We start from the raw sequence: 20,600 nt of genomic DNA, 5'->3' as shown, positions 1-20,600 counted from the left end.
CGACTACCTCGACGCGGTCGGCCCCGACAGCGTCAGGGTGATCGGCGGCGCCGCCGCGGTCTCCGACGCGGTGGCCGCCCAGCTCGGCAGCCACACCGGGTAGGCCGAGGGAGGCGACCCCGAGGGGCACGGTCCGCACGCCGCGGGCCGTGCCCTTCGACGTGTGCCCTACCCCAGCCTGCGGATCCGGCCCTCGGACGCCTGCAGCACCGCCTGGGCAGCCTTGCGGATCGTCCGGTGCGCCTCGCGGAAGCGCCGGCTCTCGTCGTCGAGGAGCGTCTCGGGCTCGTCCTCGGCATCGAGGTCCCCGTCGCCGAGGGCGGCCAGCTCGGCATCCCAGTCCGTGGTCGCCGCCTCGCGCCGCAGGCGCGCACGGGGGGCCTGCTGCAACGCCCGCTCGAGGTCCTGGACGATGGTCAGCACCACGTCGGTGGTGGTCACCACCCCCGGCGTGGTCAGCAGGTGCAGCGCCTGCAGCTTGCGCATCGCGGTGGCCATGACGTACTGCGCGTCGACCAGCTGGGCGTCCGCGGAGTCGATCGACCGGAGGTCGAGGGACACCTCGTCCGGCACGTCGAACCAGCGCTGCAGCTGGCTGAAGAGCGCGGCGCTCGCCTCGCGTGCGGCCAGCAGCTCGGCCGGCTTCGGGATGCGATCCATGGACCTGAGCAGGCAGGCTACGAGGCGATGGACGACGCCGCAGCCCTGCTGATCACCGTCACCGGACGCGACCGCCCGGGCCTGACCTCCCGCCTGTGCGCCGAGCTCGCGCGAGCCGACGCCCGCATCCTCGACATGGAGCAGGTCGTCATCCAGGACCGGCTGGTGCTGGGGATCCTCGTCTCCCCGGGCGGGGACGTCGACCCGGTGCGCGAGGCCCTGGAGGCGGTCGCCGCCGAGCACGGCGTCAGCTGCGAGGTGGAGCAGGTCAGCCACCGCCGCCCGGAACGCCGCGACCCGGTCGACCGCCACCACGTCAGCATCCTCGGCCAGCCGCTGCGCCCGGGCGCCATCGCCGACATCACCGCCGCGATCGCCGCGGTCGGCGGCAACATCGAGCGGATCGAGCGGCTCAGCCGCTACCCGATCATGAGCTTCGAGCTGCTCGTCAGCGGCGTGGCCGACACCGCGGTCCTGAAGGGCTCAGTCGGGCCGGCGGCGGCCGCGGCCCGCGTCGACGTCGCGGTGCAGCGGGCGGGGCTGCACCGCCGCGCCAAGCGGCTGATCGTCTTCGACGTCGACTCGACGCTGGTGGACGGCGAGGTCATCGAGCTGCTCGCCGCCCACGCGGGCTGCGCGGAGGAGGTGGCGGAGATCACCGAGCGGGCGATGCGCGGCGAGCTCGACTTCGAGCAGTCCCTGCGCGCCCGCGTCGCCCTGCTCGAGGGGTGTCCCGCATCCGCCGTCGACCACGTCCGCAGCCACCTGCGGCTGACGCCGGGGGCGCGGACCGTCATCCGGACCCTCAGCCGCCTCGGCTTCGTCACCGCGATCGTCTCCGGCGGGTTCACCCAGGTCACCGACGCGCTCGCCGCCGACCTCGGCGTCGACTACGCCTACGCGAACACTCTCGAGATCGTCGACGGGACGCTGACCGGCGGGCTGGTCGGACCGGTCGTGGACCGCCAGGCGAAGGCCCGCCACCTCGAGCAGGTCGCCGCCCGCGAGGGCGTCCCGCTGTCCCAGACCGTCGCGGTCGGCGACGGCGCCAACGACCTCGACATGCTGTCCCGGGCCGGGCTCGGCATCGCCTTCAACGCCAAGCCGGTCGTGCGCGAGCAGGCCGAGGTCGCGGTGAACGTCCCGTACCTCGACGCGGTCCTGTTCCTCCTCGGCATCACGCGGGAGGAGATCGAGCGGGCCGACGCCGAGGACCCCTCCCTCGACCTGCCCCCGCCCCCGCCGGTCGACGACCCCTGATCCGCGGTCCCAGGTTCAGGAACGGCGGCGATCCTCTGTAGTCTTCGTGCCGCCATGGCGACCACGACCAAGCCGATGCCCGTCTTCTGGGCCGACCGCGCCCGCGCACACCTGGGTGAGGATCGCTTCGAGCGCGCGCTCGAGGACCCCCTCAGCCTGGACCTGCTGGCCTGGAACGTCTTCCAGACCCTCGAGACCCACTACGACGAGGACTGGCTCGCCTACCGGCTGCAGCAGTTCGGTGGGACCGGGGTCACCGCGCCCGTGCGCGTGCAGCTGTGGACCGGCGAGCACGCCGATCCGCTCCTGCAGCCGTCCCGCGGGTACGTCGCCGCGATCCGCGAGCGCGCGAGCGCAGCCGGCGCCACCGAGGCGGATCTGGCGCAGTTCCGCGCCCCGATCGAGGTGCCGGTCCGCATCGAGTCGCCCGACGTGCTCTGCCTGGTGGACACCGTCCTCGACGAGCTCGACCGCGGCACCAAGGGCCGCGACCGGTTGCTCGAGCTGATCGACGCCGGCATCGAGCACGCCCGGCACCTGTCGAAGACGCTCGCCGTCGCCGTCGTCTACGCCGGCGGCAGCCCGGCCGCCCGCCAGCTGAGCGTCCGGATGGAGCAGCTGCGGCGCGACCTCCCGCGCGAGCTGCCCCACCAGCCCCGCGCCGGCGACATCCAGCTGCGCGAGGTCAGCTGGGGCCAGCTGCTGCGGGTGTGGGAGTCCGAGGTCGACTACCTGCAGCTCCCGTCCTCCCCACGTCCGTTCCTCGAGCACGTCAAGCGGAACGGCCTGTACTAGGTGCCCCTCCCGAACCCCCGTCGCCTGACCGGCCGTGCGCTGCGCGTGAGCGCGCGCGCGTCCGAGGTCCCCGTGCTCCGCGCCGGGGTGCGCCTGGTCGGTCGGGGCCAGCTCGGGCTGGAGGCCCTGCGCGAGGCGCGGATCGGCCCGGTGCCACCGGCGGTCGCGCCGCCCCTCCCCCGCCCCCGACGGACCCCGTGACCACCCTCGCGGACCTGCAGGACGCGTTCGCCGCCGGCCGGGCGACACCGATCGGGGTCGCCGAGACCTTCCTCGCCGCCGATCCGGTCGACGGGCCGCTCGCGGCGTTCCGCGCCGTCCACGCCGACGACGTCATCGACCAGGCCCGCGCCGCGACCGAGCGCCACGCCGCCGGGAACGCGATCGGGCCGCTCGACGGGGTGCTGGTCGCGGTCAAGGACGCTGTCGCCGTGGCCGGCTACCGGACCCTCGCCGGCACGCGGGAGCTGGCCTACCACGACCCGGCCCGCGACGGCGCGGTCGAGGCGACCCTGGTCCGACGCCTGCGCGACGCCGGGGCGGTGATCGCCGGCAAGACCCACACGACGGAGCTGGGGTTGAGCCCGACGGGGACCAGCGGCGCCCAGCCGACGCCCCGCAACCCCCACGACCTGTCCCGTCTGACCGGCGGGTCGTCCTCGGGCACCGGCGCGGCGGTCGCCGCCGGCCTGACCACGGTGGGCGTCGGCAGCGACGGCGGCGGGTCGATCCGCATCCCCGCCGCGGTCTGCGGCGTGTTCGGCATCAAGCCCAGCTGGGGTGTCGTGCCCGGCGACGGGACCGCCCCCGTCGGCTGGTGGTCCCTCGACCACCTGGGACCACTGGCCCGCTGCGCCGACGACCTCGCCACGGTCCTCGGCGTCCTGGCGGACCGCCGCTACGACGTGGTCGACCGGCCCCTCCGCTACGGCGTCGACTGGGCCTGGTGGGGCCAGCCCGACCCGGCCGTCGACGCGCCGTGCCGCGCCGCGGCGGCCGAGCTGTCCCCGACCCCTGTGACGATCCCCGGGATCGAGCTGGCCCGGACAGCCGGCTACGCGACCGCCCTGAGCGAGCTGACCGCCGGGATCTGGGAGACCCTGCGCGACCGCCCGGAGGCGTTCTCCGCCGACATCCGGACCGCCGTCGCCCAGGCGGCGAACATCAGCGGCGCGGACTACCTGCGCGCCCAGCAGGTCCGCCAGCTGCTCGCGGACGGCCTCGACCGCGCCTTCGACGACGTCGACGTCCTGCTGGTCCCCACCGTCGCCCTGCCCGCGCCACCCCGCCCGAGCGATGCCGACCTGGCCGAGGGCGTCCTCGACACCGACCTGATCGACGCGATGACCGCCTACACGTTCCCCGCCAACCTGTGCGGGCTGCCAGCCGCCTCCGTCCCGGTCGGGGTCACGCCCGGGACGGGTCCCGGCAGCGGCCTGCCGATCGGGTTGCAGGTGGTGGGCCGCCGCGGTGACGACGCGACGGTCCTGGCCGCCTGCGCCGCCCTCGAGCGAGCCGGGTTGGCGGTCCGCCCGCGGCCGCGGTCGGAACATGCGACACTGTCGGACCTGTAGATGCACATCTCGAGGAACACAGCCTGATGGCGGCCTTCCGCCTCACCAGCCCCGCGTTCGACCACGACGACGACCTGCCGGTCCGCTTCACCCAGGACGGCGACGACGTGTCCCCACCCCTCACGTGGGAGGGGGTGCCCGAGGGCACCAAGGAGCTCGTCCTGATCTGCGAGGACCGCGACGGCGACGAGGGCGTCGTCACCCACTGGGTCGTCTACGGGATCCTGCCCGACGAGACCGACGGGCTGCCCGAGGACCTCGGCGACCAGGCGCTCGTCTCCCACGAGGGGTTCGAGCTGTACCAGGGCCTCAACGAGTTCGACAACTCCGGGTGGACCGGGCCGACCTCCGCGGAGGACCGCGGGCCGCACCGCTACTTCTTCCGGCTGTTCGCCATGGACGCCGAGCTGGTCGAGCTGTCCCCCGGCGCCACCCGCCACGAGCTCCGCAAGGCGGCGGAGGGCCATGTCCTCGCCACCGCCGAGATCGTGGGCATCGCCTGAGACCGGAGACCCCGATGCGCAAGACCGCCACCACCCTGGTCGTGGCGCTCACCCTGGTGCTCGCCGCCGTCCCGGCGGCCGTCGCCCAGGACGAGCCCCTCGACATCGCCCGCCTCGCCGGCCCCGGCCGGGTCACCACCGCCATCGAGGTGTCGCAGGACACCTACCTCACGGCCGACACGGTGTTCATCGCCACCGGCGGCGTGTACGCCGACGCGTTGGCCGCGGCCCCGCTGGCCGCGTCGATGAGCGCGCCGGTGCTGCTGAGCGAGGCCGAGCAGCTGCCGGCCGAGGTGTCGGAGGAGATCGATCGCCTGGGCGCCGAGACCGCGATCCTGCTGGGTGGCGAGGCGGCGCTGTCCGAGGCGATCGCCGGCGAGCTGTTCCGCGACGGGCTGTCCGTCGAGCGGATCGGCGGGTCGAACCGCTTCGCGACCGCCGCCCTGATCGCCGAGCGCATGGGCCTGCTCGGCGAGGTTCTGATCGCCGAGGGCGAGCACGCCGACCCCTCCCGCGGCTGGCAGGACGCCCTGAGCGCCTCGGCGCTGGGCGCCACCCACCGGATCCCGCTGCTGCTCGTCAACGCCGCGCGCCTGCCGGGTGAGACCTCCGACCTCCTCGACGAGAACATGGAGGTCACGATCGTCGGCAACGAGTCGAACGTGTCCGCGGAGGTCGCCGGCGCCATCGACGCCGCCGCCGGGGAGGTGTCCCGGATCGCCGGGGACGACGTGTACGCGACCTCGGCGGCCGTGGCGGCCCGGTCGGTCGAGCTCGGCACGTACGAGCGCAACGTGTACGTGGCGACCGGCAGGGCGTTCCCCGACGGGCTGGTGTCCGGTGCGGCGGTGGCCGCGACCCGCGGCGTCTTCTACCTGATCGACGGGATGGACCTCGCGAACAGCCCCGAGAGCGTCCAGGCGATCGAGGCAGCCGAACCCGAGCGCCTCCGCATCGCCGGCGGCGTCGCCGCGGTCGACGAGGAGGCCGAGGCCACCCTGTCCTCCTACGTGGTGCCGCCCAACTAGACGACCTCGACGGTGGTGGTCCGGGCGCCCACGTCGACGGCGACCGCCCGGACCCGCACCTCGGTGCCGGGGTCGAGCTGCTCGTCGACCCGGACCGTGACCGCCGGGTGCCGCAGCTGCAGGTCGCTGCCCCGGTCGGAGGTGCGCAGCACGGTCGCCGCGAACTCCTGACCGAGCCGGTCGGCGAGCACCTGCACCTCGACGAGGTCGAGGACCGCCCGGTCGAGCGCCGCCGCCCGGCCGCGCGCCCGCGCCATCGCGGTCGGCAGGTCGGCCAGGCGGTCGGTCACCCAGCCGGGTACAGGCACGTCGGCGGCGACGGCCAGCGCCACCTCGGCGGCGTAGCGGTCGACCAGGCGGCGCAGCGGTGCGGTGACGTGGGCGTAGACCGCCGCGATGGCCTCGTGGCGGTGGAGGGGTGGGACCTCGCCGTCGAAGGCGGCGTAGCCCGCGCCGCGCAGGCCGACGGCGGCGGCGGACAGCATGGCGGCCTCGACCGCGACGTGGGGGTCGAGGGTCCGGACGAACGCCGGGTAGTCGATCTCGACGGGCCAGGGCAGGCCGAACGCCCAGGCACGCCGGCGCAGGTCGTCGATCGCGTCGCCGGCGGGGGCGGGAAGGGTGCGCAGGACCCCCACACCGGCGTCGACCATCAGCCGGCCGGCGGCGTGGCCGGTCAGCAGCGAGACCTGGGCGTTCCAGGACTCGACGGGGAGCGGCGCGCGGTAGCGCAGGTCCCAGCGCCCGTCGTCGGTGCGGTGGACCTCCTGGTCGGGCAGCTCGAGGGAGACCCCGCCGCGGACCCACTCGCGCTCGGCGCGGAGCCGCCCGAGCCGTGAGAGGCGGAGGAGCATCGCGTCCGTGCCGGCGTCGATGGCCCGCTGGGCGTCGGCGTAGGTCAGTTGCGCACGGCTGCGGACGGTGGCGCGTCGGACGGCAGTGCCGGTCAGCTCCCCGGTCGCGTCGACGGTGAGGGTCCACAGGACCGCCGGCCGGTCCTCGCCCGGCAGGAGGCTCGCGGCCCCCTCGCTGAGGGCCGGCGGGTGCAGCGGGGTCACGACGTCGGGGCTGTAGCGGGACACGCCGCGGTCCCACGCCTCGACGTCCACCGGGTCGCCGGGGCGGACGAAGGCGGCCACATCGGCGATCGCGTAGTGGACGACCAGCCCGCGGGCCGGGCCGTCGGTGACGCCCAGCGCCTGGTCGAGGTCCCGCGCGCCCGGGGGGTCGATCGTGACCAGGGGGAGGTCGGTCGCGTCCTCGCGATCCCCGGACGGCCCGCGCGCAGCGGCCTCCTCGGCGGCGGCGACCACCGCGGGTGGGAAGGCGGCCGGGACGTCGAGCTCGTCGCGGAGCGCCTCGAACGGCGCGGCCAGCGCATCGTCGGCCAGGTCACGTCGGGGCAGGGTCACGACGGCGGAGGCTACTCGCGGTCGGTGGACCGGGACCGCGCTCGGGCGGCCCCAGCGGCCAGGATGTGCACTTCGGCCACGAGGGTGGCCCGACTGCACATCTGGCCTCGCGGCGTCAGCGGGCCTCGCCGTGCAGTCGCCGGCCGACGACGGTGTACGTCCGGTCGTCGAGCGCGACGTTCCTCGACATCTACCTGCAGCGCGACCTCGCTGCCGGCCGCATCACCGAGTCCGACGTCCAGGAGCTCAAGCTCCGCCGCAAGCCGACGTACCGCGATGCGATCCCGACCCAGTCGGTGCTGACCATCACCTCGAACGTGGTGTACGGCCGGGGGACGGGCGCCACCCCGGACGGCCGCAAGGCCGGCGAGCCGTTCGCGCCGGGCGCGAACCCCATGAACGGCCGTGATGTCCACGGGGTGGTGCCGACCGCCCTGTCGCTCGCGAAGATCCCGTACGCCCACGCCGAGGACGGGATCTCCTGGACGGCCTCCATGACGCCGTCGAGCCTCGACCGCACCCCGGAGGACCGGGTCGCGTCGCTCGTCGGCATCCTCGACGCCACCGACCTGGTCCTCCTCGACCTCAAGTCCTGGGGCGCGGAGCGGTACCGGGCACTCACCGGCGGCGACATCTCACCCACCCTGGCCCTCGCCCGCCGGCTGGCCGACCGGGGGCAGCCGACCTGGATCCGGTTCGTCGTCGTGCCGGGCATGACCGACGACGACGCCGTGGTCGACGGCGTCGCCGGGTTCGCCGCGTCGCTCGGCTGCGTGCAGCGGGTCGACGTCCTGCCCGTCCACCGACTGGGCGCCGCCAAGTACGCGGCGCTCGGGCGGCCCTACCCCATCGCCGACGTCGAGCCGCCGGACGCCGCCGCCCTCGCGCGGGTCCGCAACCGGTTCGCCGCGCACGGACTGCACGCGGTCTAGCCCCCGATTGGGCCCGGCGGCGGGTCTGCGGCCACCATCGGGCCATGCCCGCCACCACCCCCGAACCCGAGCTGACCACCCGCGTCGACCTGGCCACTCCGGACGGGAGGCGGCTCAACCCCGCCGCACGCGGCTGGTCGCGCCACCCGCTGCACCGCGCGAACCTCCGCGGATCGTGGGGGCGGACGAAGCGGTGGGACTACTGGGCCGTCCTGGCCGGCGACCTGGTCGTGTCCGCCCTGGTCGCCGACATCGACTACGTCGGCATGGCCGAGGTGTGGTGGGCGGACCTCGCGACCGGCGCGACCGGCGGTGCGGAGCTCCTCAGACCCCTCGCGGTCGGCATCGACCTGCCCGAGATGGCCGGCACCGTCCCGGTGCGGGTGCGCGGCCGAGGCCTCGACCTCGCCCTACGCGACGACGCGTCAGGCGCGACCCACCTGGCGGCGTCGTGGCGCGACCGCGACGGCCGGCCCGGGACCCTCGACGTCGTCGTCGACCTGCCACCCGGCCACCAGTCCCTCAACGTCGTGATCCCCTGGACCGACCGCCGGTTCCAGTACACCTCCAAGCACCAGGCCCGACCCGCCCGCGGCCGCGTGGCCGTCGGCGACCGGACCTGGGTGTTCGGGTCCGACGACCGGCCCGCCTGGGGCGTCCTCGACGTCGGCCGGGGTCGCTGGCCGTACACCACCCGCTGGAACTGGGGAGGGGGCGCGGGCCCCGCCACCGGCGCCGACGACGTCGTGGTGGGCCTGCAGCTCGGCGGGCGCTGGACGGCCGGGACCGGTGCGACCGAGAACGGGATCCTCGTCGACGGCCGGCTCACGAAGATCGGGACCGAGCTCACCTGGGACTACGACTGGGACGCGCCCCTCCGGCCGTGGCGGGTCCACGACCCCGACGGACACCTCGACGTCACCCTCCACCCCCGCCACGACGAGCACTCCACCGTCGATCTCGCCGTCCTGCGCCGCGAGACCCACCAGGTCTTCGGGACCTGGACCGGCTGGGTGCGGGACGCGGACGGCCGCCGACTGGAGCTCGACGCCGTCCAGGGCTTCGCGGAGGAGTCCCGCGCCCGCTGGTGAGCGGGCACGGTGCCAGGGAGTGGGTAGGGTCGCGGACGTGGATCTCCGAGCCATGTCCTGGAACATCTGGTGGCGCTTCGGCGACGACTGGCGTGCCCGCCAGGACCGCGTCGTCGAGGTCCTGAAGGCGCTCCGGCCGGACGTGGTCGGGCTGCAGGAGGTGTGGAGCACCCCGTCGCGGACGCAGGCCGACGTCCTCGCCGCCGAGCTCGGCATGCACGCCGCGTTCGCGCCGGAGTCCTTCCCGCCGGTCCCCTCCCCGCCCGAGCACCCCGACCAAGCCGGTGCCGACCTCGGCGTCGCCGTCCTCAGCCGCTGGCCGGTCGTCCGCCAGCAGGCCAAGCGGCTGCCCTCGACGCGTCGTCACCGCCCGCCCGCGCTGCTGGTCACCGTCGACCACCCCCTCGGGCCGCTGCACGTCTGCTCGGTGAGCACCGAGTGGTCGTCGACGTACGCCGACGACCACCTCGCCCAGACCGAGGCGCTCGCCGACCTGGTCACCAACCCGACCCTCGACGGCGACCTGCCGGTCGTGATCGCCGGGGACCTCCGGGCGGGACCGGACGCCGACGCCTTGCGCCCCCTCCTCCGGGTCACCGTCGACGCCTGGACCCTGGGCGGCGGCCAACCGGACGCGGCGACCCGCTGCGCGGTCCCGGGCGCACCCCGCCAGCCCCAGGAGCGCGTCGACTACCTCCTCCTACGACCAGGACGGCCCGGCGCCGGGGTCAGCGTCCGCGACGTCGCCCTCGCGGGCCGGACCGACGACGAGCCGGCCCCGTCGAACCACCTCGCGGTCGCCGCCGACATCGTCCTCGACGGCTGACCAGGACCAACGGCGGCGGCCGGGGGGTCTGAGGACCCTGCCGCGGGGGCCTGGTCCATCGCACCATGGCGGCAGGTCGACGCGTCGACTGCGTCGACCGTGCGCGCGACGTCCAGGAGGCACGGCAATGCCGGCGATCATCGTGAAGGACCTCTGCAAGCTGTACGGGGTGCAGCGCGCGGTCGACGACCTGTCCTTCGAGGTCGCCGACGGCGAGGTCTTCGCCCTCCTCGGCCCCAACGGCGCCGGCAAGACGACGACGGTGGAGATCCTGGAGGGGCACCGGACCCGCACCTCCGGCCAGGTCCAGGTGCTCGGGTTCGACCCGGCGACCGGTGGTCGGGACTACCGGGAGCGGATCGGGATCGTCCTGCAGGACGCCGGTCTCGACGAGGACCTGACGGTCGTCGAGCTCGTCGCGACGCACGCCGGGTTCTACCCGCGTCGACGTGATGTCGGGGAGGTCATCGAGCTCGTCGGCCTCGCGGAGAAGCGCCGGTCGCGGGTCACGACCCTCTCCGGCGGGCAGCGACGTCGCCTGGACCTGGCCCTGGGCCTGATCGGGGATCCGGAGCTGCTGTTCCTGGACGAACCCACCACCGGGTTCGACCCCGCCGCCCGCCGACAGGCGTGGACCCTGGTGGAACGCCTCCGGGAGCTCGGCAAGACCGTCCTGCTGACGACCCACTACCTGGACGAGGCCGAGCACCTCGCCGACCGCGTCGCGGTGGTGGCGCGGGGCCGCCTGGTCGCCACCGGCACGCCCGAGGACCTGATCGCCGGGACCGACGCAGCTGTCATCACCTTCCGGCTGCCCGCCGACGTCGCCGTCGCCGACCTGCCCCTCCCCTCCCCCGCGGTGCGGGTCGACGGTGAGCTGGTCACGGCGACGGCCGAGGATCCCGTCGCGGCGCTGCACGCCCTGACCGGCTGGGCGCTCGCGCGCGGCACGTCGCTGCCCGGCCTGTCGCTGCGGCGGCGCACCCTCGAGGAGGCCTACCTGCAGCTGGTCGACGACGTGGAGGCGGACGACGTCCGCGCCGACGATGTCTGAGCGCCAGCCCACGCGCCCGTCGGCGCTGCAGCTCGTCGCCGGTCAGGTCCGCTACGCCGTCCTGGGGGTCGTCCGGACGCCGATAGCGGCGTTCTTCACCTTCGCCTTCCCGGTCATCTTCGTCGTCCTGATCGGCATCCTCGCCGGCGACGAGGTCGTCGACGAGGCGACCGGGGTGCGGGTCACCCAGTTCGCCACCCCGGGCATGATGGCCTTCGCGGTCGCCATGGCGAGCTTCACCACACCGGCATCGGCCATGGCGTTCGCCCGCCAGACCGGTGTGCTCAAGCGGCTGCGGGGCACCCCGCTGCCCGCCTGGGCCTACCTGGGCGGCCGGGTGGTCGGCGCCGCGCTGGTGGCGCTGGTCGCGTTCCTGCTCACCGTCGTGGTGGCGGTGCTCACCTTCGACGTGCAGGTGTTCGCCCGCACGCTGCCCCAGGCAGCCCTGGTGATCGTGCTGGCCTCGGCGTCGTTGGCGGCGCTCGCGTTCGCGGCGGTGGCGGTGTTCCGGTCCGCCGAGACCGTCAACATGGTCACGACCGGGTCGGTGGTGATGCTCGGGTTCGTGTCCGACATCTTCCTGGTCGGCGCCGAGCTGCCCCGCCCGCTCGCGCTGATCGGCGACCTGTTCCCGCTGTCGCACCTCGGGGCGCTGCTCCGCGATGCGTTCCACCCCTTCGGGACCCCGGCGTTCGGCTGGGAGCACCTGGCCGTCGTCGCCGCCTGGGGGGTCGGCGCGACCGCGCTGGCCGTGTGGCGCTTCAGCTGGCAGCCGGCCACCCGCGCCGGCGGCGGCCAGCCCACCCCCGCCCGTGTGGAGGAGGTGCCGGTCACCCCGGCATCCGCGGTCGGCGCCGTCGTCGAGGTCGGTCGTCCCGGCGGGGTCGCGCTGCTGGCCGGTCAGGTCCGCGCGGCGCTGCTGGCGGTGCGCCGCGACGTCGGCTCGGTCTTCTTCGCCGTGCTGTTCCCGCTGCTGCTGGTCCTGCTGATGCCGGCGGTGTTCGGCGAGGGGACGCTCGAGGGCTTCGACCTCCCGTTCGTCCAGGTCCTCGCCCCGGCGATGGTCGCCTACGGCGTGGCGACCCACGGGTTCGTCAACCTGCCCGAGCAGCTCGCCCGGGCGCGGGACGCCGGCGTCCTGCGCCGGCTGCGCGGCACCCCGCTGCCGGCGGCTGCCTACCTCGGTGGCCGCCTGGTCGCCGTGGTCGTGGTCGCGGTGGCGATCGCGGTGGTGACCTTCGTCGCCGCCGCGCTGGTGTGGGACCTGTCGGTGCCGCTCGCCCGCGTCCCGGCTGCCGTGGTCGCGCTCGGCATCGGCACCGCCGCGATGACCGCGCTCGGCGTCGTGGTGGCCGGCCTGGCCCGCACCGCGAAGTCGGTGCCGCCGATCAGCTTGGGTCTGCTCCTGCCGCTGTCGTTCGTGTCCGACGTGTTCAGCTTCGCCCCGCTGCCGACCGCGTTGCAGGTCGTCGGGTGGGCGTTCCCGCTGAAGCCGTTCGTCCACGCGCTCACCGGGGCGCTCGACGGCGGATCGCCGGCCTGGGCCTGGCCCGAGCTCGCCGCGCTGACCGCGTGGGCGGTCGTCGGGGCCCTCGTGGCCGCGCGGACCTTCCGGTGGGAGCCGAAGGCCGTCCGGCAGGGTCCCGCCGTCAGGGCCGCGGGCGCAGCCTGACCGTCGGAGGGGCGGGGTCGGGGGCCTGACGTGCACCCGTGATCCCCGGTCGGGGAGACTGCGGGACCATGTCCCACCTCACCGCCCTCGCCCCCGACCGCGTCCGACCCGTCCCCGGCTACCTGAACACCGCCTCGGTCGGTCTCGGACCACAGGCGTCGGCTGCCGCGATGCACGCCCACCTGGACGACTGGGTGGAGGGGCGGGTCCACCCGCCGGCGTTCGACGCCACCGTCCAGTCGCTGCGGGCGGCGTACGCCGGGTTGGTCGGGATGCCGTCAGCCCGCGTCGCCGTCGTCGGCGTGCTGTCCCCGGTGGCCGGTCTGGTCGCCTCCTGCCTGCCCGACGGCGCGACGGTGCTCGCTGCTGAGGAGGACTTCACCAGCGTGCTGTTCCCCTTCCTGGCCGACGACCGCTTGGACGTCCGGACCGTGCCGCTCGACGGGCTCCTCGACGCGGTCACCCCGGATGTCGACATGATCGCGGTGTCGGCGGTGCAGTCCGCCGACGGGCGGGTGCTGGACCTCGACGGGCTGGCGACGGCGGCAGGCGACGCCGGGGCCCGGACGTTCCTCGACCTGACCCAGGCGGCCGGCTGGCTCGAGGTGGACGCCCGCCGGTTCGACGTGACCGCCACCAGCGCCTACAAGTGGCTGCTGATGCCCCGCGGGGTCGGGTTCATGACTGTGCGCGAGGACGTCGACTGGCTGGTCCCCCGCCAGGCCGGCTGGTACGCCGGGGGGGACATCTGGTCGTCGATCTACGGCCCGCCGCTGCGCCTGGCGGCCGACGCCCGCCGCTTCGACCTCTCGCCGTCCTGGCCGTGCGTGGTGGGGGCGCTGCCGTCCGCGGAGCTGCTGGGCGATCTTGGCATCGCCACGATCGGCGCCCACGACGTGGGGCTCGCCGACGCGTTCTGCGAGGCGATCGACGTCGAGCCGGCGGGCAGCGCCATCGTCAGCGTGGACGTCGACGTCGACCCGGCCGTCCTCGAGGCGGCGGGCGTGGTGGCGGCCGTCCGTGCGGGCCGGCTCCGGCTGTCGTTCCACCTGTACAACGACGCCTCGGACGTCGAGCGGGCCGCCGCGGTGGTGCGGGCGGGCCGGCGATGACGGCCGGTCGGGCGTCGCTGACCGCGCGCGCCGTGGCTGCCGGGCGGGCGATCGGCTACCGGCACCTCCACGACCCGCTGGCCACGACGTTCCTGCCGCCGGTGGAGCGGCGGGTCGCCGCCGCGGCCCGGCGCGTGGCCGTCCGGCCGGCCGGGGCGGACGCGATGGCCGTCGCCACCCTGGGCCTGTCGCGCCACACGGCGCTCCGGATGGCGGCGATCGACCGGTTCGTGACGGTGGCCGTCGACGGCGGCTGCACCCAGGTCGTCGTGGTGGGTGCCGGCTTCGACACGCGGGCGTGGCGGCTGGACGCGCTCGCGTCGACGCCGGTCTGGGAGCTCGACCTGCCCGCCACCCAGCAGGCCAAGCGGGAGGCGCTCGGTGACCGGGCCCACCGCGACGGCCTCCACCTGGTCCCCGTCGACCTGGCCGCCACCACGATCCCCGATGCCCTCGACGGCCACGGCCACCGCCGCGACGTCCCGACCGCGTGGGTGTGGGAGGGGGTGGCGCCCTACCTGCCGCCGACCGCGGTCGAGGAGGTGCTCGACGGCATCGCCACCTGCTCGGCCCCCGGCAGCCACCTCGCCATGACGGTGGCCCACCCCGACCTGCTGGGACGGGGACCGCTCGCGCCCGTCACACGCCCGCTCGCCGCCTGGGCGTTCCGGGTGCTGGGCGAGCCGATCCTCTCGACGTACGACGAGGACGCGGCGGAGGCCGTGGTCGTCGCACACGGCGGCGTCGACGCGCACGTCACCGCCCCGGCGGACTGGGCGCGCGCCGCCGGCCTGCCAACCCGCCCGGATGCCTTCGGCGCGGAGCGGCTGGTGACCGCCAGGGTCGGGTGACCCCTCGGCCGCAGGTCAGACGGTCGTGCTGGGGGGAGCCGGTCTGTAAGCCGGATCCTGTCGAGGACGACCATCTATCTAGGACCAGCGTCACCGCTGGCCTCGAGCGGCCTACCCGGTGCTCGGCGGGTCGCGTCATCGCACCTGCGTGGCCTTGCTCCGGACGGGGTTTGCCTGGCCACCGACGTCACCGCCGGTGCCGGTGCGCTCTTACCGCACCCTTTCACCCTCACCCGCACCGGACCCGGAGGTCCGGCCGCTGGCGGTCTGCTCTCTGTTGCACTTGCCGCGCATCGCTGCGCCTGGGCGTTACCCAGCGTCCTACCCTGTGGAGTCCGGACTTTCCTCGACGTGCGCCGCACCAGCCGGTGCGAGCACGCCGCGGCCGTCCGACCGACTCCCCTCAGCCCCCACACCGTACCCCCCACATGGACACCGTCGCCGACTACGGACCGGCGCCGATCGACGTCGCCCACGCCTACCCCGGCACCTGGCCGGACCGCGCGGTCGTGGTCGATGGCGACCGGGTCGTCCCCCTCCCCCGCTCGCCGCACGGCACCGACGGCCGGACCCCGATCGTGGCGATCGGGTCGAACGCCTGCCCGGCCCAGATCCACGCGAAGACCCTCGGCGGACCCGTCGTGCTGACCCCGACCGTGCTGCGCGACCACCTGGTCGTCTACGCCGGGCACATGACGTCCTACGGCGCGATCCCCGCCACCGTCACCCCGTGGCCGGGCGCCAGCTGCGCCGTGTTCGTCTCCTGGCTGACCGATGACCAGCACGCGGTGATGGACACCTCCGAGGGCCCGAACTACGAGCGGGTCCAGCTCCCCACCGACGACGGGCCGCTCCCCGGCTACCGGGCGCGCACCGGCCTGACGACCGCCGGCAGCCGGCCGATCCGCGTGGCCGGCATCACCGCGGACGGACCGGACCTGCCCGACGCGATGACCCAGCCGGAGGTCCTCGCCCACGTCCTGGGCTGAACGGACCGACGACCGACCGTCAGCCCGGCACGTCGAAGGGCAGCGACCGCACCTCGACCCCGCCGAGGGCGACCGCCGCCCACACCGCGATCATGATCGCGTCCGCCGTGTCGTGGCGGAGCGGCCCCACCGGCGCCGGCGCACGACCGCCGTTCGCGCGGGACCACTCGATCACCCGGACGGCCTTGGCCTGCGCGGCGGCCTTGGCCAGCTTGCCGGTCCGGCGCTCGCGCGGGAGCAGCAGCACCTCGCGCCACCGCTCGGCGTGGACCCGGACGACCTCCGCACCCGTCCCGCGGGCGGCGCGCTCCCAGATGCGCGCCAACCCCTCATCGCCTTCCACGGCCAGGACCGCGATCGGCCCCACCTCCGCCAGCATCCCGACCGCGCCGCGTCGCAGCGCCGACCGCGACCCGATGTGGGTGGAGGTGTAGCGGCGCAGCCGGACGGGCCCGTCGACCACGCCGTCCAGCACCGCGACGCCGGTCCGCAGCCCGAGGTCCACGCCGACCACCGTCCCCGGCGCCACACCCTCGACGTCCCCGAGGGTCAAGATGTTCCCAAGTCTTCTGTGTCCGGTCGGCCATGCGCCACACTGGCGGACATGTCAACCGCCACCCTGGAGATCTACCGCACGGAGTCCGGCTCCGTGTACGAGATCGCCGGCCGTCGGATCCGCCGGGTCGCCGGCGACGGGTCCGGGGCGATCGAGGGGTGGCAGGAGTACGTGGCGATCAACCGCGTGCCGGCGTCGATCTTCCACCCCGGCGCGACCGGCGAGATCCTCGAGGTCGTCCTGCGCGGCGGCCGGCGGATGTACACCTCCCGGCTGATCCTCCCCTTCGGCTGATTCGGCGCGACCGCGCCCGGGTGGTACACACGCTGGGTGTCTCGTGTCATCTCCCTCGACGATGCCGTCCGGTCCGCCCGACGGCAGTTCATGGCGACCGGCGACGTGGACATGCGCCGCCTGACCGAGGAGCTGGCGGTCGGCCGGGCGACCCTGTACCGGGTCGTGGGCAGCCGCGACCGGCTGCTCGGGCGGATCGTCAACGACCTGGCCGAGGTGACCCAGCGGATGTCGATGGCGGAGGTGGCGCAGATCCACCCGCCCGGGATCGACCGGATCGTGGAGGGCGCCCGGCGGATGAACGGCTACGTCGTGGCCTTCGGGCCGCTGCGACAGCTGATGGAGCAGGACCCCGCCACAGCCTTCCGGGTGCTGTTCACCGACACCGGCGGCGTCCACGACGCGTCGGTGGCGATCTGGCGCCGTGAGATGGAGGAGGCTGCTGCGTCCGGGGCGCTCACCCTCCCCCGCGAGGTCGGCCGGCTGGCGTACATGTTCGTCCGGATCGGCGAGTCGATGATCTTCGCGGACCTGCTGAACGCCCGCGAACCCGACCTCGACCTGGCCCGCGACCTGCACCGCGCGCTGCTGACCCTCCCCTGACCCGGTCAGCGGTCCGACGGCTCGTCCCACTCCCACACCGCGCCCTCGCGGGTGTCCTTGACACGGATCCCGTCGGCGTCCATGTGCCCGCGGATGTGGTCGGCCACCTCGTACACCTTGCGCTGGCGGGCGTCCTCGCGGACGTGGAGGAGGGTCTCGATGACGGGGCGGACCAGCTCGACGTGGTCGTGCATGCCCTCCCCCGCCAGAGCCCCGAGCCGCGTGATCATCCCGCGCAGCTGCGCGGTCCCGCGCTCGGCCGCGTCGGAGACCTGGGTGTCGGCCGACCAGTCGCGGATCAGCTGCTCGGTCGCCAGCGCCGCGGCCGTGGCGGTCTCGGCGTCCTGGGCGGCCAGGGCGTCGTCGAACCGCCCCTGCTCGGCAGCGAGCGCGTCGAGGAACGGCCCCTCCGGGCCGCCGGTGGCGAGCTGCGACCCGGCGTCTACCACCCCCGGCGCGACGGTCTCGGTCGGGCGTCCGACCTCGGCGAGGCGACCGGTCCCGGCGGCGGCCAGGTCGGCCATCGGGCGCTCCTCACCCGCCCCGACGGTCAGGACCACCTCGCCGCCCGCGCGGACGTGGACCCCGCCGCGCCCCTCCACCCGCACGGTCGCGGTGTCGCCGTCGACGATGCAGGCGGTGTGCTCGTCGACGCCGAGGACCCAGGTGCCCTCCGGCAGCTCGGCCTCCATCGCGGAGAGCCGCCGCTCCCCGAGGTAGCAGAACCGCGTGTCGTGGGTGCCGCCCTCGGCGTTGTCGAAGTGCGGGATCACCACGGCCGGCCAGCCGGTGAGCGCCTCGACGAGCCCGAGCCCCTCCCACCAGTGGGGCACCTGCCCGGCCTTGTAGACCTCGTAGACGGGCACGGCGTGGGAGCCGGCCGTCACCGCCGCCGCCGACGCCAGCACCACGGTGCCGCCACCGCGGTGGACCTGGCCGATCGCGTCCGCCAGCCCCGCGGCCCGCCACTGCCGCAGCGCGTAGGTCGGGCTGCCGGGCCCGGCGAACAGCCAGTCGCTGCGCCGCACCTCGTCGCGCACGCGCTCGACGGTCAGCCCGTCGGCGTCCTCGAGCGACCCGGCGTCGATCGCGGCGACGTCGACGCCGACGTTGTGGGCGAAGTACTGCCGGGCCTTGGCGGTGATCTCACCGGCGTTCTCCTGGAAGCCGTACGGCGTCGTCAGCAGCCTGGCGCGGACGTCGTCACGGCCGGTGCGTGACCGGGTCCGGTCCAGCAGCGCCTTGTGGGTGGTGACCATCGTCGGGGTCGTCTCGCCCGACCCCATCAGCACGAGCGTGCCCGCGGCAGCGTTCCGTTCCATCGCGTTGCCCAGTGTGTCCGATGGGTGTGACGTCGAACCGGGTCAGGCGGGAACGATGATCGAGCCGCACTGCTGGCAGTAGGCCAGGGAGTGGCGGGCGGTCTCCTTGATCTCCTCGAGCTCGATGGCGGTCAGCTCGAGCTGGCAGCCGGTGCAGGTCCGCCGCTCCAACCGGGCGACGACCCGGCCGGGCCGCTTGGCCTTCAGGGTGTCGTAGGCGCCGAGGACGCCCTCGTCGAGCACGCCGGACTCCTCACCGCGGCGTGTGCGGAGCGCCTCGAGCTCGGCGTCGATGTCGGCGGCGGCCTCGTCGCGCTGGCGGGTCAGGTCGGTGACCTGCTCGGCGAGCTCGGTGCGGCGGGCGGTCAGCTCCTCGACCAGGGAGCCGACCTCTTCGGACTGCTCCATGATCTCGAGCAGCGAGTCCTCGATGTCGGACTTGCGCCGCTTGAACTCGCTGATCTCCTCGCGGCGGGCCTGCAGCTCGCGCTCCGACTTCAGCTGACCGGAGTAGATCTGGGCCTCGGAGTGCTTGCGGCCGGCCTCGGCGGTCTCGATCTCCCGCTCGTGGCGGGCGGTCTGGGCAGCCAGGCGCTCCTGGGTCTGGGTGGCCTCGACCAGCTCGTCGGCGACCTTCTCCTGGGTCTCGACGTGCAGGTCGAGGGCCTTCTGCTCGGGCAGGTTCTGGCGCTTGTGCTCGAGCCGGCGGATCTCCTCGTCGGTGTCGGCCAGCGTGAGCAGCTGCTGCTGCTGTTCGGGGGTTGCCTTCATGCAGGAGCTCTCCAGTCGGTCCAGGGGTCGGTGACGACGCACGAGCGGTGGATCGGCGCGGTCAGGCCGAAGTCGTCGCGGCGGGCCTCGAGGGCGGCGACGACGCCGTCCATCGCCGGGTCCTCGGTCGCGAAGTGGCCGGCGTCGATGAGCGGCAGCCCCAGGGTGAGCGCGTCGAGGGTGCGGTGGTGCTTGAGGTCGCCGGTGACGAACACGTCCACCGTCGCCCGCCCGTCGGCGTCGAGGACCGCCTCGATCAGGCTGTCGCCGGAGCCGCCGCAGATCGCGACGGTCGTGGCGGTCGCCGCCGGGTCGGTCGCCGCAAGGCGCAGGTGGGGGGACGGCAGGCCGTCGGCCAGCCGGCGGGCGACCTCGGCCAGGGGGAGGGGGTCGGGCAGGCGACCGCGGACGCCCAACCCCATGGCGGAGGGGGAGGGGTCGGCGACGAGGGGGTAGAGGTCGATCGGGACCTCCTCGTAGGGGTGGGCCTCGGCGAGGGCGGCGCGGATCGCGGGGACGTGACGTCGGGGGGCGACCACCTCGATGCGGTCCTCGGCGACGAACTCGCGCTGCCCCCGGGTGCCGACGTGGGGGTCGGTGGCGTCCCCGGGCCGGAACGTGCCGGTCCCGGGGGTCGTGAACGCGCACTCGGTGTAGTCGCCGATCACCCCGGCGCCGGCCGCGGCCATGGCGCGGATGACGGCGTCGGTGGCGTCGGTGGGCGCGAAGGTGACGATCTTCGTGGGGGCGTCACCGGGGTCGGGGGCGAGGGGCTGCAGCGGCCGGCGCTCCTGCAGCGCGAGCACGTCGGCCGCGGGGTGGGACGTGCCGTCCACGGCCTTGTCGACGTTGGTGTGGACGGCCAGCACGGCGACGCCCTGCCGGGCGGCGCGCAGAGCCAGGCGGCCGGGCGCGGTGGTCGGGGTGAGCCGGGCGAGCGGGCCGAACAGCAGGGGGTGGTGGGCGACGACGAGGTCCGCGCCCAGCCCGGCGGCCTCGTCGAGCACCGCCTCGGTCACGTCGAGGGTGACCAGCACCCCGGTGACCCGGTCGCCGAGGCGGTCGCCGACGTGCAGGCCCACGGCGTCCCAGGACTCGGCGTGCACGGGCGGGTAGGCGTCGTCCAGGGCGGCGCACCAGCGCCCGAGAGGGTCGCCGCCAGCGTCGGTGGGGGCGATCTCGGGGTCGGGGGAACCTGATCGCGTCGCCATCGTCCGCGGGATCCTATCGGCGGCGACCGGGCGGTGCTGGATCGCCGGAGACCCCGCCTGCGGCGTGGTCCGGCCGCCCGTCGG

General features: G+C 74.9%; 21 protein-coding genes, 1 other RNA gene and 1 pseudogene. 16 read left to right on the top strand and 7 right to left on the bottom strand.

Annotation, left to right across the window (positions count from 1 at the left end):
• Positions 1 to 168: 168 nt before the first annotated feature.
• Complete coding sequence (locus ACEQ2X_RS04140) at positions 169 to 660, bottom strand: hypothetical protein (protein ID WP_370324513.1); 492 nt, start codon at positions 658 to 660, stop codon at positions 169 to 171.
• Between the two features lie 27 nt (positions 661 to 687).
• Here ACEQ2X_RS04140 and serB point away from each other — a divergent pair, with 27 nt between their 5' ends.
• From serB to ACEQ2X_RS04110, 6 genes are read left to right on the top strand one after another with little or no spacing between them, the layout of a single operon-like run.
• Positions 688 to 1,920 carry a phosphoserine phosphatase SerB gene (serB, locus tag ACEQ2X_RS04135; protein ID WP_370324512.1) on the top strand — a complete coding sequence of 411 codons (1,233 nt, stop codon included), beginning with the start codon at positions 688 to 690 and terminating at the stop codon, positions 1,918 to 1,920.
• Between the two features lie 54 nt (positions 1,921 to 1,974).
• Entirely contained in the window at positions 1,975 to 2,715 is a 741-nt protein-coding gene (locus ACEQ2X_RS04130) for a hypothetical protein (protein ID WP_370324511.1), read from the top strand.
• On the top strand, positions 2,716 to 2,916 hold the full coding sequence (locus ACEQ2X_RS04125) for a hypothetical protein (protein WP_370324510.1): 201 nt from the start codon (positions 2,716 to 2,718) through the stop codon (positions 2,914 to 2,916).
• On the top strand, positions 2,913 to 4,289 hold the full coding sequence (locus tag ACEQ2X_RS04120) for an amidase (protein ID WP_370324509.1): 1,377 nt from the start codon (positions 2,913 to 2,915) through the stop codon (positions 4,287 to 4,289). The genes ACEQ2X_RS04125 and ACEQ2X_RS04120 overlap by 4 nt, the downstream gene beginning before the upstream one ends.
• A gap of 26 nt (positions 4,290 to 4,315) precedes the next feature.
• The gene (locus ACEQ2X_RS04115) at positions 4,316 to 4,792 is read left to right on the top strand and encodes a YbhB/YbcL family Raf kinase inhibitor-like protein (RefSeq protein WP_370324508.1); all 477 of its coding nucleotides are present in this window, start codon (positions 4,316 to 4,318) and stop codon (positions 4,790 to 4,792) included.
• A gap of 14 nt (positions 4,793 to 4,806) precedes the next feature.
• Positions 4,807 to 5,820: a cell wall-binding repeat-containing protein gene (locus tag ACEQ2X_RS04110; protein ID WP_370324507.1), complete on the top strand. Its 1,014-nt coding sequence runs from the start codon at positions 4,807 to 4,809 to the stop codon at positions 5,818 to 5,820.
• Here the strand turns inward: ACEQ2X_RS04110 and ACEQ2X_RS04105 are convergent.
• Positions 5,817 to 7,232: a ribonuclease catalytic domain-containing protein gene (locus ACEQ2X_RS04105; RefSeq protein ID WP_370324506.1), complete on the bottom strand. Its 1,416-nt coding sequence runs from the start codon at positions 7,230 to 7,232 to the stop codon at positions 5,817 to 5,819. The two genes, ACEQ2X_RS04110 and ACEQ2X_RS04105, sit on opposite strands and share 4 nt — an antisense overlap.
• Before the next feature lie 248 nt (positions 7,233 to 7,480).
• Here ACEQ2X_RS04105 and ACEQ2X_RS04100 point away from each other — a divergent pair.
• The 7 genes and pseudogenes from ACEQ2X_RS04100 to ACEQ2X_RS04070 all read left to right on the top strand — a co-directional run.
• Positions 7,481 to 7,795, top strand: a pseudogene (locus tag ACEQ2X_RS04100) (glycine radical domain-containing protein); the annotation flags it as partial.
• 413 nt (positions 7,796 to 8,208) lie between these two features.
• Positions 8,209 to 9,255, top strand: a complete 1,047-nt coding sequence (locus tag ACEQ2X_RS04095) for a DUF2804 domain-containing protein (protein ID WP_370324505.1) — start codon at positions 8,209 to 8,211, stop codon at positions 9,253 to 9,255.
• 37 nt (positions 9,256 to 9,292) lie between these two features.
• Positions 9,293 to 10,081 (top strand): endonuclease/exonuclease/phosphatase family protein, encoded by a 789-nt coding sequence (locus tag ACEQ2X_RS04090; protein ID WP_370324504.1) that lies wholly within the window; start codon positions 9,293 to 9,295, stop codon positions 10,079 to 10,081.
• A gap of 127 nt (positions 10,082 to 10,208) precedes the next feature.
• Complete coding sequence (locus tag ACEQ2X_RS04085) at positions 10,209 to 11,135, top strand: ABC transporter ATP-binding protein (RefSeq protein ID WP_370324503.1); 927 nt, start codon at positions 10,209 to 10,211, stop codon at positions 11,133 to 11,135.
• Positions 11,128 to 12,807, top strand: a complete 1,680-nt coding sequence (locus ACEQ2X_RS04080; RefSeq protein ID WP_370324502.1) for an ABC transporter permease — start codon at positions 11,128 to 11,130, stop codon at positions 12,805 to 12,807. Before ACEQ2X_RS04085 ends, ACEQ2X_RS04080 begins: the two co-directional genes overlap by 8 nt.
• A gap of 68 nt (positions 12,808 to 12,875) precedes the next feature.
• Entirely contained in the window at positions 12,876 to 13,919 is a 1,044-nt protein-coding gene (locus tag ACEQ2X_RS04075; protein ID WP_370324501.1) for an aminotransferase class V-fold PLP-dependent enzyme, read from the top strand.
• Entirely contained in the window at positions 13,916 to 14,770 is an 855-nt protein-coding gene (locus ACEQ2X_RS04070) for a class I SAM-dependent methyltransferase (RefSeq protein WP_370324500.1), read from the top strand. The genes ACEQ2X_RS04075 and ACEQ2X_RS04070 overlap by 4 nt, the downstream gene beginning before the upstream one ends.
• Positions 14,771 to 14,800: 30 nt before the next feature.
• On the opposite strand, the gene rnpB is transcribed toward ACEQ2X_RS04070, so the two are convergent.
• An RNA gene (rnpB, locus tag ACEQ2X_RS04065) (RNase P RNA component class A) lies at positions 14,801 to 15,171 on the bottom strand.
• A gap of 27 nt (positions 15,172 to 15,198) precedes the next feature.
• Between rnpB and ACEQ2X_RS04060 the strand changes: the two genes are divergently transcribed.
• Entirely contained in the window at positions 15,199 to 15,759 is a 561-nt protein-coding gene (locus ACEQ2X_RS04060; protein WP_370324499.1) for a hypothetical protein, read from the top strand.
• 19 nt (positions 15,760 to 15,778) lie between these two features.
• Here the strand turns inward: ACEQ2X_RS04060 and ACEQ2X_RS04055 are convergent, their stop codons facing one another.
• Positions 15,779 to 16,312, bottom strand: a complete 534-nt coding sequence (locus ACEQ2X_RS04055) for a hypothetical protein (protein WP_370324498.1) — start codon at positions 16,310 to 16,312, stop codon at positions 15,779 to 15,781.
• Positions 16,313 to 16,363: 51 nt separating this feature from the next.
• On the opposite strand from ACEQ2X_RS04055, the gene ACEQ2X_RS04050 reads away from it, so the two are divergent.
• Both ACEQ2X_RS04050 and ACEQ2X_RS04045 read left to right on the top strand, forming a co-directional pair.
• The gene (locus ACEQ2X_RS04050) at positions 16,364 to 16,609 is read left to right on the top strand and encodes a hypothetical protein (RefSeq protein WP_370324497.1); all 246 of its coding nucleotides are present in this window, start codon (positions 16,364 to 16,366) and stop codon (positions 16,607 to 16,609) included.
• A 36-nt stretch (positions 16,610 to 16,645) separates the two neighbouring features.
• Positions 16,646 to 17,212 carry a QsdR family transcriptional regulator gene (locus ACEQ2X_RS04045; protein ID WP_370324496.1) on the top strand — a complete coding sequence of 189 codons (567 nt, stop codon included), beginning with the start codon at positions 16,646 to 16,648 and terminating at the stop codon, positions 17,210 to 17,212.
• A 5-nt stretch (positions 17,213 to 17,217) separates the two neighbouring features.
• Here ACEQ2X_RS04045 and ACEQ2X_RS04040 read toward each other — a convergent pair whose 3' ends face one another.
• From ACEQ2X_RS04040 to ACEQ2X_RS04030, 3 genes are read right to left on the bottom strand one after another with little or no spacing between them, the layout of a single operon-like run.
• On the bottom strand, positions 17,218 to 18,534 hold the full coding sequence (locus tag ACEQ2X_RS04040) for a Type 1 glutamine amidotransferase-like domain-containing protein (protein ID WP_370324495.1): 1,317 nt from the start codon (positions 18,532 to 18,534) through the stop codon (positions 17,218 to 17,220).
• Positions 18,535 to 18,576: 42 nt separating this feature from the next.
• On the bottom strand, positions 18,577 to 19,305 hold the full coding sequence (locus ACEQ2X_RS04035; RefSeq protein ID WP_370324494.1) for a zinc ribbon domain-containing protein: 729 nt from the start codon (positions 19,303 to 19,305) through the stop codon (positions 18,577 to 18,579).
• Positions 19,302 to 20,516 (bottom strand): Nif3-like dinuclear metal center hexameric protein, encoded by a 1,215-nt coding sequence (locus ACEQ2X_RS04030; RefSeq protein WP_370324493.1) that lies wholly within the window; start codon positions 20,514 to 20,516, stop codon positions 19,302 to 19,304. The genes ACEQ2X_RS04035 and ACEQ2X_RS04030 overlap by 4 nt, the downstream gene beginning before the upstream one ends.
• Positions 20,517 to 20,600 lie beyond the last annotated feature (84 nt).

This window comes from Euzebya sp. (assembly GCF_964222135.1).
Lineage (GTDB): Bacteria > Actinomycetota > Nitriliruptoria > Euzebyales > Euzebyaceae > Euzebya.
The sequence above is the reverse complement of the archived record's forward strand: the minus strand, read 5'-3'. Positions and strand labels throughout refer to the sequence as shown.